Annotated in this window: 9 protein-coding genes; 2 read left to right on the top strand and 7 right to left on the bottom strand. The window is 36.9% G+C overall.

Going from position 1 to position 14,431, the window contains the following annotated elements; genetic code table 11:
* The first annotated feature begins 187 nt into the window (after positions 1-187).
* The gene (asnB, locus tag AC0L5Q_RS01915) at positions 188-1,858 is read left to right on the top strand and encodes an asparagine synthase B (protein ID WP_473614031.1); all 1,671 of its coding nucleotides are present in this window, start codon (positions 188-190) and stop codon (positions 1,856-1,858) included.
* 129 nt (positions 1,859-1,987) lie between these two features.
* Here asnB and AC0L5Q_RS01910 read toward each other — a convergent pair whose 3' ends face one another.
* Entirely contained in the window at positions 1,988-3,196 is a 1,209-nt protein-coding gene (locus AC0L5Q_RS01910; RefSeq protein WP_473614030.1) for an MFS transporter, read from the bottom strand.
* Between the two features lie 263 nt (positions 3,197-3,459).
* Here AC0L5Q_RS01910 and AC0L5Q_RS01905 point away from each other — a divergent pair, with 263 nt between their 5' ends.
* On the top strand, positions 3,460-3,942 hold the full coding sequence (locus tag AC0L5Q_RS01905) for a helix-turn-helix domain-containing protein (RefSeq protein ID WP_473614029.1): 483 nt from the start codon (positions 3,460-3,462) through the stop codon (positions 3,940-3,942).
* A gap of 43 nt (positions 3,943-3,985) precedes the next feature.
* Here the strand turns inward: AC0L5Q_RS01905 and AC0L5Q_RS01900 are convergent, their stop codons facing one another.
* The 6 genes from AC0L5Q_RS01900 to recC are packed head-to-tail and all read right to left on the bottom strand — an operon-like array spanning position 3,986 to position 14,406.
* The gene (locus AC0L5Q_RS01900) at positions 3,986-4,132 is read right to left on the bottom strand and encodes a DUF2986 domain-containing protein (RefSeq protein WP_077341957.1); all 147 of its coding nucleotides are present in this window, start codon (positions 4,130-4,132) and stop codon (positions 3,986-3,988) included.
* A gap of 24 nt (positions 4,133-4,156) precedes the next feature.
* Positions 4,157-4,417 (bottom strand): DUF5062 family protein, encoded by a 261-nt coding sequence (locus AC0L5Q_RS01895; RefSeq protein ID WP_473614028.1) that lies wholly within the window; start codon positions 4,415-4,417, stop codon positions 4,157-4,159.
* Between the two features lie 30 nt (positions 4,418-4,447).
* Entirely contained in the window at positions 4,448-4,999 is a 552-nt protein-coding gene (locus AC0L5Q_RS01890; protein ID WP_473614027.1) for a DUF3087 family protein, read from the bottom strand.
* A gap of 41 nt (positions 5,000-5,040) precedes the next feature.
* Positions 5,041-7,029, bottom strand: coding sequence for an exodeoxyribonuclease V subunit alpha (recD, locus tag AC0L5Q_RS01885; protein ID WP_473614026.1), 1,989 nt, complete (start codon positions 7,027-7,029; stop codon positions 5,041-5,043).
* Entirely contained in the window at positions 7,022-10,774 is a 3,753-nt protein-coding gene (gene recB, locus AC0L5Q_RS01880; protein WP_473614025.1) for an exodeoxyribonuclease V subunit beta, read from the bottom strand. The genes recD and recB overlap by 8 nt, the downstream gene beginning before the upstream one ends.
* Complete coding sequence (recC, locus tag AC0L5Q_RS01875) at positions 10,774-14,406, bottom strand: exodeoxyribonuclease V subunit gamma (RefSeq protein WP_473614024.1); 3,633 nt, start codon at positions 14,404-14,406, stop codon at positions 10,774-10,776. The genes recB and recC overlap by 1 nt, the downstream gene beginning before the upstream one ends.
* Positions 14,407-14,431 lie beyond the last annotated feature (25 nt).

Below are 14,431 nucleotides of genomic sequence, written 5' to 3'. Positions count from 1 at the left end.
ACATAGTACACATAAAATAATTTAAGATCATCACCATATTTATATTGATTTTTCCTACAAAAATGGCAAAGTGTCTTCTGACGACTTGTTTCCTGTTTATTTCTGTCATAACACCTCAAGAAAATGTCACAATTTCATTCAAAATAAACGATTGTATATAACTTAACTATAAAGGAGTAGCGCTTCAATGTGTTCGATCTTTGGTATATTAGATATAAAAAACGGGGCTGAAGAATTACGCCCAAAAGCAATAGAACTTTCTCGCCTTTTACGTCACCGTGGACCAGATTGGTCAGGTGTTTACAGTAATGAGCACGCCATTCTTGTTCATGAACGTCTTTCAATTGTAGATACAGAAAATGGCGCGCAACCACTATACAATCAAGATAAAACTCACGTATTAGCTGTTAATGGTGAAATATATAACCATAAAGAATTGGCTAAAAACTTAAACGTTGATTACACATTTAAAACAGGTTCTGACTGTGAAGTAATACTGCCTTTATATGAAGAGTTTGGTGTTGAGTTTGTAGATAAACTTCAAGGTATGTTTGCTTTTTGTTTATATAACGAAACAGACAACTCTTACCTTATCGCACGTGATCATATTGGTATTATCCCGCTTTACACTGGCTACGATGCAGAAGGTAACTTTTATGTTGCTTCAGAAATGAAAGCGTTAATGCCTATTTGTAAAACAGTGAGCGAATTTCCTCCTGGTCATATTTTAGATAGCCGTGTTGGTGAGTTGCAAAAATACTACAACCGTAACTGGCACAAATATGATGCGATTAAAGACAATACAACAAGCACAACTAAAATTCGTGAAGCATTAGAAGAATCAGTTAAAAGTCACCTTATGACTGACGTACCTTACGGTGTGTTACTTTCTGGTGGTTTAGATTCATCACTTATTTCTGCTATTACACAAAAATTTGCGGCTCGTCGTATTGAAGAAAATGATTTATCTGAAGCTTGGTGGCCAAAAGTTCACTCGTTCGCCTGTGGCTTAGCGGGCTCTCCAGATTTAGTTGCGGCACAAACAGTTGCTGATGCTATTGGTACTATTCATCACTCAGTTATTTTTACTGAGCAAGAAGGTATCGATGCACTTAAAGAAGTTATTTACCATTTAGAAACTTACGATGTTACAACGATTCGTGCTTCTACCCCAATGTATTTAATGGCGCGTAAAATTAAAGCTATGGGTATTAAAATGGTACTTTCTGGTGAAGGCGCTGATGAAATTTTTGGTGGTTACTTATATTTCCACAAAGCACCAAACGCTAAAGAGTTTCATGAAGAGCTTAACCGTAAGCTTGACCGTTTACATAAATTCGATTGTCTTCGTGCTAACAAGTCTATGTCCGCTTGGGGTATTGAAGCTCGTGTACCATTCTTAGACAAAAACTTTATGGACGTTGCTATGCGCATCAACCCAGAAGATAAGTTATGTGGTAACGGTAAAATGGAAAAAGCGATTTTACGTGAATCTTTCGAAGGTTATTTACCAAAAGAAATCTTATGGCGTCAAAAAGAGCAATTTTCTGATGGCGTAGGTTATTCTTGGATCGATAGCTTAAAAGAGTTTATTGAAACACAAGTAACGGATCACGAATTAGAAAGTGCTGAATACAGATTCCCTGTAAATACACCAGACAGTAAAGAAGCTTATTACTACCGTTGTATTTTTGAAGACAAGTACCCATTACCTTCTGCCGCAGATTGTGTAATTGGTGGTAAGTCTGTTGCTTGTAGTACTCAAGAAGCACTAGCCTGGGATGAAAGCTTTACAAACAACGCGGATCCATCTGGCCGTGCTGTTATGAGTGTTCATAACGATAGCTACAAAAACTAATATTTGAAGCCCTGCTTTAAACTAAAAAACCAGTCTATTGACTGGTTTTTTATGCTTAGAAAACAGGTATATATACCCGTTACCAATCAAGATGCGTATTTCAGAGTGCAGAATGATACGGGTATAAATTTACTCTGCTTTCTTCTTTTTCATGTATACGTATAACAAGCTAAAAGCCACGATAAGAATAGCAGGAAACACTATCATCGTTGAAAGTACTTCTTGCCCTGCGACTAATTCAGGGTTCACACCTTCAGTTACTTTAAGTAAGGCTTTAGCTTTAGCATCATCTATCCACTGGCCAATAACAGGATTCCACATACTTACCGCAAACATACCTGCGCCACCAATAATCGACATACCTAATGCGCCACTTTGTGGAACATTTTCGGCGATAAAACCAATCATAGTTGGCCAAAAATAAGTCACACCTAAAGCAAAAACGATTGCCGCCACATATACTAAACCACCTGTACTGGTACTTAATAAATATAAACCCAGAGTGGTTAAAATTGCAGAACATAGTAAAACACCCGCTGGGTTCAAACGATGTACAATAGGCCCTGCAAAGTAACGTCCTACCGCCATTAAACCTGTGATCATTGCTAATATGATCATTGGTGATGCACCAGACGCACCTAAAATGGTATTAATCCATTGTCCTGTTGCCAACTCTGATGTTGCCGTTAATGTCATACAAAATGCCATAAACAAAAATAATGGTGAGAACAATGCTTTAAAGTTACTTGCAGTAGACAATTTAACATTTTCAAATTTAGGAAATTGTTGGCTAAACGTCATTACGCCATAAACCAGTGTAGGTAACAACATAACACCTATTTGCATTTGCCAACCTAAACCTGCATCGGTCATAAACTTAGATACTAATGAACCAATAACAATCCCCCCTGGAAACCAGACATGAAATCGGTTTAACATAGCGGTTTTTTTGGTTGGGTAGCTTTCTGAAATTAAAGGATTACATGCAGCCTCAACTGAGCCATTGGCAAAACCAATAAATAAACTAGAAATAAACAGCCCCCAGAAACCACCAGCGGTTATCGTTAGTACTAAACCTAATAAATGCCCAACAAAAGCAATAATAAGTAAATTTTTAGCACCTAAGGCGTTATATAAACCACCTCCAAACATCATAGCTAACGGAAAACCTAAAAAAGCCATGGAGTTAACCCAGCCTAATTCTTCTGAATTTAATTCAAATTCAACACCTAGTTGTCCAAGAATCCCCGCTCTTATTGCGAATGTCATTGCTGTAACCGTTAATGCTATACAGCTGATTAAAAACAGTCGAGAGCTGTTTTGATTACTTTCAGTCATTTTGTTTCCTCTATAATTATTATTTTAGTTTTATCGTTATATATACCCGTAGCCATTCAAGATGCGTATTTCAGGGCATCTTGAATGGTTACGGGTATAACAGTTGTACTAAATAGAAATAAACTGACCATTGATATTAAAGTTAAAGATAAAATGATGTTAAGATAAATTCGTTTTTTTATATGATAAATTCGGCGTATTGATAAAGCCTTTCAAAAAAAACAATAAATATACAAGGTCATGTAGTAAATGATCGTTTAGAAATGAATAGTATTAAAAATGGCAAGTTGTCGTGGTTTACAACATCTAAACGGGCATTGCGTAATCAATCGGGTGAAGTTGTTGGTACTTACGGAATTACTCGACATTTAAACAAAACTTCAGAGGTTTTATCAGGCCTAAACGCAGTACAGACTCCAGTAGAATATATAAAAAATAATTATATGAATGACATCTGTATTAACGAACTTGCCGGCGTTGCGCATTTGTCGGTAAGCGCGCTAGAACGCCGCTTTAAAAAGTATTTAGCAAAAACGCCTAAACAATTTCTAAATGAAATTAGATTAGAAAACGCCAGACGCTTACTCGTAGAAACAAACCGATCTATTTCTGATATTGCGAACGCAACGGGATTTAGTGAACACAGCTACTTTAGTAAGCAATTCAAAAAAATGTTTGACCAATTACCCTCACAATTTAGAGAGAGTCAAATATCAGCGCAAACATTAGAGAGAAAAACAACTTAATAACCAGCAACCAACCTAGTATAAAAGAAACACCTCTTGAAGATTATTCTTCTGCTTGCTCTGCTGCTAACGCAATTTTTTCACGTTCAGCTTTCGAGATATATTTAGGTTTATTGCTTTTCTGTAGCTTAGCATTCGCTTTTTTAACTTTGCTTTTTAACACTTGGTTAATTTTCTTTTTACGGTTCATCAGTCAGTTCTATCGTTTATAAATTTATTGATTCAATGGATGATCAGCTGGTAGCTGTTTCGAAATCCATAACGCAAGTTTATGTTTCATATGAGGTTGATCTTCATCGGTAACCGCTAAAGGCTGAACCAACTTATCGTTTACTAATAAACGATAAAGAGCTTCTACTTTATCTTTTGCCGAATTTGTCGCATCAAAACCTTTGTAACCACGGTTTTTAGCGTACTTTTCACCTACTTCAATAGCTTTTTTAAGAAGATCTGCTTCATTTTTAATTTTTTTCATTATTAATCTACTCTGTAAATTTTAAACAACTTAGCGATAATCAATTAACATAACTCTTTCAAATTGATCGGTATTAACTTCAATATTTAGAGTTTTCATGCGGTCTTGTAAGGCTTCCGTATCTCTTGCTAAAGCAGAAAGCGTTAATGTGTTGTTATCAAGCAAATATACTTGCTTTAAACTGGTATAATAATAATTCAACACAATAAAGGCATTAACATCACCTTCCGTTTCATAGTCTTGAGCCGCTTTTTTTATGTTTTTCAAGCGTCTATATATTATGTTATGAATTTGTTTTAATTTCATAACATAATGAATTTCATAACAAAACGGATGGTTTTTTAATTGTTGTAAAATACTTATACAAGTAAGTAAACCTAAAATAACGCCAACAAAATTAAACCTAAAATTACTTAATGGCTCACCCGTTTCTGGATGAACCGCGGGTAATGCATGCCCAAATAATTGAATGAGGATGGCGCCAAAACTAATGGAAAAAAAAGTTAAGCATAGGATGGAAAGCCCGATAACAATGTTTAATCGTTTTCGGTAAAGTGATTTGTCTATATCTATTAATTGCATAAAAAATGTACATTCTTCTTGGTAATATGTTAATTGAAAATTTAAGAATTCTTAAAATAACCTGAATAGCGTTTAACTTTTGTTTCTACACCTTGTCTCCATACTCTCGCGTTTGAAGCAATACTAATATGAGTTTTTGCTCTTGTGATGCCAGTATATAACAATTCTTGCGATAATAGTCGATTGTCTTTTTGATTGGGTAAAATCATAGCAACATGAGAAAACTCACTCCCTTGTGTTTTATGGATGGTCATTGCATACACGGTTTCGTAATGAGGCAATTTACTGGTCATGATCCAACGGTAAGTATCATCAACATCTTCAAACACTGCCATTAAATGCCCCGCATCATTTTTCCATAAAAAGCCTATATCGCCATTATACAAACCTTGATGATAATTATTCTCTGAAATCATGATAGGTCGCCCCTGATAAAGCACTTTATCTGATCGAATAACCCCTTTATTGATCAGTAACGACGTAATTAACTCATTTAAAAAGTCGACACCTTGCTCACCAACGCGCGTGGCACATAACACCCTGAATTGATTAAATAGCGCAAACGCATCACCCACACTTATACACTTAAAAATAGGAAGGTAATACTGTTTAACTAAAGGCCATAACCATTCAACCAGTTCGCCTTGTAAATGTGTTATTTGATTTTCGCCTGTAGCTTGATTTAATAAAGCCCAGCTTTGATCGTAATTACCTGCAATAACCGCTTGAGATAATTGCCCAATACCGCCTTGCCCGTCAAAGCGTCTACTTTTAGTTAAAAAAGTTACGTTATCGCAGCTATTAAATAGGTTTGATGCTTGGTTGAGTACTTGTTTATTTTCTGATTTTTTCGATATTTGAGGTACATTAAAACCTGTTACCTGTTTTAAATAGTGAGCGTTTTCTCGGCTATAACCTAAAAAAGGTCGAGGCGCTACATCACTTAAAACACTACCAGCTGCTACAGACGGGAGTTGATCAGCATCGCCCAATAAAATCACTTTGCAACCTAAGGGTAATGCTTTAAACACGCGGTTCATCATTGCAAGGTCAACCATCGACACTTCATCAATCAACAATACATCAATGTTTAAAGGATTTTCCTCATTAAATCGAAAGTTAGGGCTATTCGGAATAACACCTAATAAACGATGAATAGTGTGTGTATCGCTTGGTATTTCATTTAAAATGTCATCCGAAATGGCGCCTCTAAATCCTGTTATAGCATTTACGATAGATTCAGATAAACGTTGAGCGGCTTTACCTGTTGGCGCAACTAACGCTATGTTAAGCGATGCAGCTTGTTGAGCATGTAAGTTAGCGCTTTGCTTTTGTTGATGTAAATACACTAAAGCGGCCAATAATTTAGTTACCGTATAGGTTTTTCCTGTACCTGGCCCACCAGCTATTACACTAAAGTTTTTATTTAACGCGTTTGCTACCGCAACTTTTTGCCAATCTATTTCCGTGTTTGCTGCATTCGTTTCGGGAAATAACATATCAATACACTGTTTATTATTTATATTAATATTTAGATTGATATCTGCTTGTGAAAGCTCATCAGTGTCAGCTGTATTCTTTTCAGCAATCGACTTAAACAAGTCTTGCTCAAACTGAAAATAACGGCGCATATAAACATTATGATTATGATAAACAATCGGCTGCTCTGCCTCAGCTCCAATATTCATCATATCGAGTAATTGGTGTAAAGATGCCACATCTGAAAAAATATACCCATGGTGTTGCACTAAACCAAAATCGTCACTTAAATAGCCATACTGGGTATTAGCTATTGCGTGAATAGGCAAACAAACATGCCCTTCTCTCAAGCTTTGACTTAACGCCATTAACAAATGAAAGAGCTCTGTACGCTGTGTTTCATTAAGATTGAACAGCTGAACTAAGTCTTTCGCAAAAAAATAATCGATAGGCGCTATAGACGCTATTTCTTTTTTCGCTAGCGCATAGCTTGCATATGCTGGTTTGTTGAAAGTCTTATTAAAAGTTTTACCCTCTGTTTGATCAAACATCAGCTTGCTCCCTTGTACCATTTTCTCTAGCAATATGTTCTGCTGTTACATGCTCGCCAGTAAAAAGTGCATCGAGTAATTCAAGCTCGTCTATGTTAATAGCACGGTGATACACGCCTGCTCCTTTATAAGTAGGATCGTTAGTTAGACCTCTTAAATACAAGTAATAAATACCACCAAAATGTTGCTCGGGATCATAATCAGGTAATGAAAATGCCAAGTAACGATGCAATGCCAACGAATAAATTAAATACTGTAAGTCGTAATGGTTATGTTCAATATCGGCTCTCATGGCTTCTTGTGTGTAAAAACTAAAATCTTCACCTAAAAAGGTCGACTTATAATCGCACACATAAAACTTGCCATTTTTTTCAAAAATCAAATCAATAAAACCGTGCATCATACCTTTTAATTTTTGGTAATAAGGTAATTGTACCGAGCTTGATAACGCTTCAATCATATTGTTATGAGTATTACCGCCTTTACGATGTTCAGTGAGTAAGTTAGTTAACTCGTTAGCGCTATTTGCATTCATCGGGAAATAAAATTCACTTTCTTTAATGCAGTGATTTAAAGACAAATCTTGCAAACAAAAGGTATCTGAATCATCAATATTTAAAGGTGCTAATAATGCTTGCTCAAGCCAATGCTGAAGATCATGTTCTGTGTAACCTATAGTGAACTCGCCATAACGGGTTAGTGGGCGTTCAAGTGCAAGCTCCCAATTAGGATCATCAAACTGTAAGAGCTCAAGAATGTTATGTAATAAATTACCGGTACGAGCGCCCTTTTCAATCACAAAACGTAATTGATTAGCTAAGCTCGGCGGTTGAATATCTACCAAATTATGAGCAACATTTAACATCAGCGCTAAACTAGCGTCTTCTTGATTATTAAGCTCATTATCTCGATCGGGACTTGATACACCCTTATGTTTTAGGTTTCTACTCAAGGCTGAAAAAGAGCTTAGCCACCAGTCGCGTTCAATTTTTCCACGGAAAGTTTCGGCAGCTAACATTTGCATATTTTGCGCTTGTAATGCCGAGTCTTCACCAATATAAGTTAGATTTTCGTTTTGTAATGCTTCTATGTCGTTAATCGTAAGAAGCGCAATATCATCTGGGTTATCAGCTACTAATTGCTGAATACTTTGCTCAATATCACAACCTTTTTGCCAATGTAAGGCTTGTCCTAATGGCGAGTTTTCGCATTTATCAAATTCAACCGTTAACATATAACAGCGTTGCTCTGCTCTTGTTACCGCTACGTATAAAAGTCGAACTGCTTCAGCATAAGCTTCGTCTGCCATGGCTTGTTTGGCTTTTTCGGTGCCATCTAAGCTTAACGCTAGTTGCCCTTGCTCGTTATGATATTCAATAAAGGTTACCGCACGTGCACCGAATTTAAGGGGATCTTTAAAACGTGTCGCAAAAGGCACAAATACAATAGGATATTCCAAACCTTTTGCGCCATGCTGAGTCACAATTCGAATCAAGTCATCGTCACTTTCTAATCGTAGCTCGGCTTCAATATCAGGGTTATCTTGTAGGGTTTGTTGTTCAAACCAATACAATAACTCTTGCGGTTGTTTATGGCGTTGGCTGGCTGATTGCAACAGTTCAAACAAATGCAGTAAGTTAGTTAATACGCGGTCTTTATCATGCATAAATGCAGTAAAGTGTTCGTGCATTAACTTTAACGCCATACCGATAAAACCTTTGCTTTCCCACTCTTGTTTTAAAGCAGCAAAAGACAATTTAAGATTTTGCCAAGCAAGTTCGTCTTGTTGAAGTGCATACAGTTTATTCGCGGTAAAACCTAATAAGTCAGACGCTAAAGCCGCAGAAAAATAGCGATCGTTTTCAACAAACAAAATACCTTTAAGTACTTGTACCAATTGTTGTGTTTGCGCACTTTTTAATAAGTTTGAACGATTACTCATAAATACAGAGGCCAAACCCGCATCATCTAATGCTTGTTTTATTACACTCGCCTCGGCACCGTCGCGCACTAAAATGGCGATATTTTGCGGTTGAATGTTCTCACTTGTATGTTTACTTGTGTTATTTAAGCCCAGTAAACGAATAATTTCATGTGCACACCACTTGGCCATGGTGGGTCTAAAAGCTTGATTAACAGAACCTCTAGTTTTTTCTGGCGTAAAATGCACAAACTGCAATGCTTTAAAAGTCGCATCGGCTAATTGTTTTTCGGCCGCTTTAGGCGATGCTTTTACCGGTATATATTCAATGTTGTATTTAAAAACATCGGTAGCGCCTTGGTCTAAATTATTGCCATAAAATAAGCGATTGTAACCTTGAATCATCGACTCACTTGAACGCCAATTGGTGTCCATTATCCATTGGTAATCACAGCCAGAACGTGCAGCTAAATAGGCAAATACATCGCCGCCTCTGAATCCATAAATGGCTTGTTTAGGATCACCAATCATATAAAGAGCAGCTGTAGGCTGTTGGTAATATATGGCTTGTAAAATAGTAAATTGTTGAGGGTCGGTATCTTGAAATTCATCCACTAATGCAACGGGATATTGCTTAAATAATAACTCTGCGAGTGAGTTATTCTTATTATTCGCCTCATCATCTACGTTTAAATTATTTTCTTTAAATTCAATAGCATTATCGTTACGCGTTACACTTAGCTGATTAGCTAAGCGACTAATTAAATCGTCAAAGCTCACTAAATCACGTGTGAGCTTTTTATCGTTTACATCTTTACGTATTGAGTAAATACCTTCTCTCACAACAGATAAAGCTTTCGCGCGATTAATACTTTTATTCAAGCTTTTACATAACGTTTTTACTTGTTTTACGGGTTCAAATATTGCGAGTAATATTTCTTTATTCGCTGAACGTGAATAGCGTTTTCCATCAATAAAAGCATCAGGCATTTTGCCATTCGCTAACACCAAAGCTGATTGAATATTGGTTTTTAGTTCGCCTTCTAATTTAATCAGCCAATCAATTAATTCGTTCAGTTCTTGTAGTCTAACTTCTCTGTCTGCGCCCTTTTTAACATCAACCAAATACGCGACTAATTCAGCGTTATTATTTTGTAACGAGGTTCTTGCTTGCACAACAATATCAATAAAGTTTTCAATAACTGAAATTTCATCAATTAAATCTAATGTACTCGAATTTCCCTGATTGATTGCTTTAGCAAACTGATTAACAAATACATGCGGTGTTGGCCAAAACTCAGATATTAATAAAAATTGCTCTGACGATTGCTTTGCTAACACTCTGTACCAATCTTGCGTGCTTTCTAGCAGCACATCGTTACAATCTGACTCCATCGCTAAGTTAAATGATTGTCCGCTGGTAAAAGCATGTTGAGTAAGCACCCTTTTACAAAAACCATGAATGGTAAAAATAGACGCTTCATCTAAATACAATAACGCTTGTTTTAAGCGTATTTTGGCGTCAGCGGCTTCAACGTGTTTTGCTATGGCAATAAAATATTCATCTTCTACTGATAACGTATCCCACTCGTTTAGGGCTTGTCTGATAAAAGCGTCTATTCGGCCGCGTAGTTCTTCCGTTGCGTCTTTAGTGAAGGTCATCACTAATATTTGTTCAACCGTTAGGTTTTTCTCTAACAGTAAGCGTAAATAAATACGCGTTATATTAAAGGTTTTACCTGTTCCTGCGCTGGCTTCAATTAAATGTTTACCCTGCAAAGGAATAGTATGAGCACTTAGATTTTGAATCATCGTATTAGCCATTACTTTATTTGCTCCCTTGCGTTAAAAACATCAAGGTATAAATACTCAATGTTAGGTTGAACCTCTTCGTAATTAGGGCATTGTGGCCAAAAGTAATGAATGTAAGGATCGTCACCTAACGACATCATCGAATTAGGATCACTCCAATAAAGTTCGAATTGCGCTTGTTCAAACACTTTCGCTTTAAAGGCTTTTTCAGCAATTTCACCATTCACTAATAACGGCTGTTGCAAACCGACAATATATTGTTGAATAAACTTAAGTAACTGAGCTTTAGGGTCTACTATTTCGCCATATTTAAACTGCGTTACTTTCTGGCTTTTGGTATCAAAGTAAAAACCATGTGTGGCGGTAACACCTTCAATAAGTGATGCTTTTTCAGCTAATTGCTCTTTCGCAATCGTCAACACACATTGGTGAAAATATAAGGTAATAAAATCTTTAAACTTAGGCGAACTGCTGCGATAAAACACTAACTTGTCGTCACTTATAGGTAACTTAGTCGATATTTTTACTTTAACGCCTACTGAACTACTGTTACCCGTTAACTTTTGTATTAGCAATTGCGAGGTTTGTGCATCTAAATCGAATGTTATTGCACAGTCTTCTTTATGTTTAATTTTACCGTTATGCTCTGTAATGGTTTGACTAAAATTTTCACTGTCTAACTTCCAACTTTCAAAAGTTATATCTCGGGTTGCCGCTTCAGGAAATTTCCCCGAAAGAGCTGCTGCTTTTAAGCATTGTTGAACCGCCTGCTCTGCGGCTTCTATTGTGCTTTCATCATCGGTAAGTTGAGCTTTTATTAATTGTTCACGTAATAAATAGCTTTGTAATCGGTCAAACTCAAACGGCTCTACATCGTCTAACTCTAACGAATAATTATCAAAATTCAGGTTGAGCTGTTTTCTAGCAAAGTATCTTGATGGATGTTGAAAAAAGGCAATAAGCTGCGACAACTCAACATGCATAACATAACAAGCATCTGCAGCTGAATATTCTATTAAGTCTGATTCGGGCAAAGGAATATCAATGCCTGATGATAAGTTATCACCTTGCGCTGCATTCTCTTTGCTTGATAGTCGCGCTAAGTTTAGCCAATGGTTATCAAAGCTTTTTAACAAACCTTGGTAGTTTTTATGGCTAAAAGGCTGCATAGGTAAATGTCTTAACTTACCATCGGGAGACGTATAATCGCTTACTTTAGCGTCTTCTGCACTCTCTTCAGATAAAGCCCAACCATAACCTAAAGTTAAATACTCCATTAATTCTTTTAATACTAACGACGCTTGTTTCGGCGCGTTGTTTTTAATGTTTTTACCTTGATAACTTAAGTAAAGTGATTGTCTGGCAGAAATAATCGCTTCTAAAAATAAATACCTATCGTCGCCACGTCGCGATCTATCACCTAACATAGCAGGCGTTATCGACATTAAATCAAAACTTAAGGGCTGACGTTGCCTTGGGAACAAACCATCGTTTAAGCCCAATATAGCAATCACTTTAAAAGGAATACTCCGCATAGGTAACATAGAACAAAACGTTACTTGGCCCACAATAAACTGCTTGCCGGGATCTGGTTGGCTAAAATGCTGATTTAAAAAATCGCGCACTATCAGTAAATCAATTTTCTCTTCAAATTTAGCGTGTAAGCAATATTCAATTAACGACTCAATGGCATCAGTAACAATGTTAAAACCGTCGTCATTGCTGGTATCAAATAACTCGTTAATCAGGGTAGTTAAAAAAGTTTGCCATTCAGTTGCGGTACGTTCTTTAGTTAAGCTAAATGAAAACTGTTGCAGTTGCTCTAATATCAGCATTAACTGCCCAAGTAACTCAGCATCGTTGCCTTCTACTGTGGGTAATAATAATTGCTCATCGTAAATGGTTTCGACATCGCCAAACGCAAAGCCACGCAATAAACGTGATAAACCTTGCTGCCATGTAAAGTTATTTGAAACGGCATGGGTTTTAAGGGTGTGCTGTTTATGCTCTTCATCAAGCCCCCAATGAATAGAGGCGTGATCTAACCACACTGAAATTTTATCAATGTCTTCAATACTTAAATCAAACTTGGTTTGCATAGCAGGAATACGAAGAAACGATAACAACTGCGACACCTGAAATCGGCTATCAGGCAAAGTAAGCAAGTCTGAAAACGCAGCAACAACAGGCTCAGAATCTTTACTAACACGATCAGCAATTGAACAAGGCAACGGCGGTACTTTATCGTCAAAGTCTTGCCAACCTCGGGCAAAAACAGCATTTACGTAAGGTGCGTATTCTTCTACCTGCGGACACATCACTAAAACGTCTTTGGGTGTTAACATGCTGTCGTTATTAAATTGATGTAACAACCAATCGTGCAGCCCTTGCACTTCTCTTAAAGCACTATGACAACTGGTAAATACAATAGAGTTATCGCGTTGTTCAATGGGTGCATTACGCGCATCCGTTAGCGTTAAAATGTCGTGTTGTACTTGCTGTAACACACTGGCTTGTGTTGAGGTGTTATTACTTGATGTATCATCTGAGGTATCACTTGATTCATTATTTAACTCGTCGTGAATATCCTCAAAAGCATCAATATTAATTGTACTGTAACCGTGCAACAAGGCCATAAACTCGCGCCCTTGCTGGCCTAAATTAGCCAATAGCGGATTACCCACCGACTGAGTAATATCGTCGTAACCGTCTACCCATTGTTGAATCGACTTAATCGCTTGTTTTTCAGTAATTACATCGCCCCAATAGGCATAACACGGGTTTAAATGAAAAAAGTGTACATCAACATATTCGCTAAGTTCATTAACAAACGACAACCACATAGGCGCCATAATATTAATACCAAAAAAAGAAATACGTTTAGGTAAACTATTTTTTAACTGTTGTTGATCAAAACAGCCCGCATTAAGTTGAGTAATGGCTTGTTCAATTAAGGTAATAGGATTATACGATTGCTCGCGCGTTAACAAGTGCCACAACTTACCTTGCCATTGAGCAATTTCAGCTGCGTCTGATTGTTCGCCTTGCACAAAACCCGCAGTAAAATTTCCGTTTTCCCAAGCATCAATCCAGGTAGGTCTAAAGATTAAATATTGTTCAAACAAATCGGCCATTTGGCAAGCAAGCTGATAACGCTTTAATTGTTCTGTATTTGTTATTTTGTCTGCAAACTCAGGTGGTAAATCTACGCCCTGTTCTACATCAGTAGTTGAACTGGCTTTTAGTTGATTGTTTGATAATTGATTGTTTGAAGCTGAAGTGTGCGATCGCCAATACTGAGTTGCGGTATCAAAATCAGCATCATTCATTACTTCTGGCTGAGCAAATAACGTAAAAATTCGCCATGCGAGTACTTCACGAGAGAAAGGCGATTGATCAGGCACATCTTCTTCGCTAGCTATTGATCTGACTAGCTTCCATAAAAACTGAGACGGTAACGCGTAATCAATATTCATACTGATACCACGTTGTTTTGCCAACGACATGTTAAGCCAATGCTGCATACCCGCATTTTGCACAACAATAACGTCTTTGGAGAAAATAGGAAGTGGTGAAACCTGTTGGATTTTATCTAAAAGTACTAACAAATTTTCCATTTTATTAGCGGGATAAAGATAGATCACACGATACCTTTCTTATGGATTTTAA

This window comes from Pseudocolwellia sp. G5-9, assembly GCF_055808995.1.
The sequence above is the reverse complement of the archived record's forward strand: the minus strand, read 5'-3'. Positions and strand labels throughout refer to the sequence as shown.

Coding starts and splice junctions, on each gene's coding strand:
- asnB (WP_473614031.1), top strand. CDS start 188: ATGTGTTCGATCTTTGGTATATTAGATATAAAAAACGGGGCTGAAGAA.
- AC0L5Q_RS01910 (WP_473614030.1), bottom strand. CDS start 3,196: ATGACTGAAAGTAATCAAAACAGCTCTCGACTGTTTTTAATCAGCTGT.
- AC0L5Q_RS01905 (WP_473614029.1), top strand. CDS start 3,460: ATGAATAGTATTAAAAATGGCAAGTTGTCGTGGTTTACAACATCTAAA.
- AC0L5Q_RS01900 (WP_077341957.1), bottom strand. CDS start 4,132: ATGAACCGTAAAAAGAAAATTAACCAAGTGTTAAAAAGCAAAGTTAAA.
- AC0L5Q_RS01895 (WP_473614028.1), bottom strand. CDS start 4,417: ATGAAAAAAATTAAAAATGAAGCAGATCTTCTTAAAAAAGCTATTGAA.
- AC0L5Q_RS01890 (WP_473614027.1), bottom strand. CDS start 4,999: ATGCAATTAATAGATATAGACAAATCACTTTACCGAAAACGATTAAAC.
- recD (WP_473614026.1), bottom strand. CDS start 7,029: ATGTTTGATCAAACAGAGGGTAAAACTTTTAATAAGACTTTCAACAAA.
- recB (WP_473614025.1), bottom strand. CDS start 10,774: ATGGCTAATACGATGATTCAAAATCTAAGTGCTCATACTATTCCTTTG.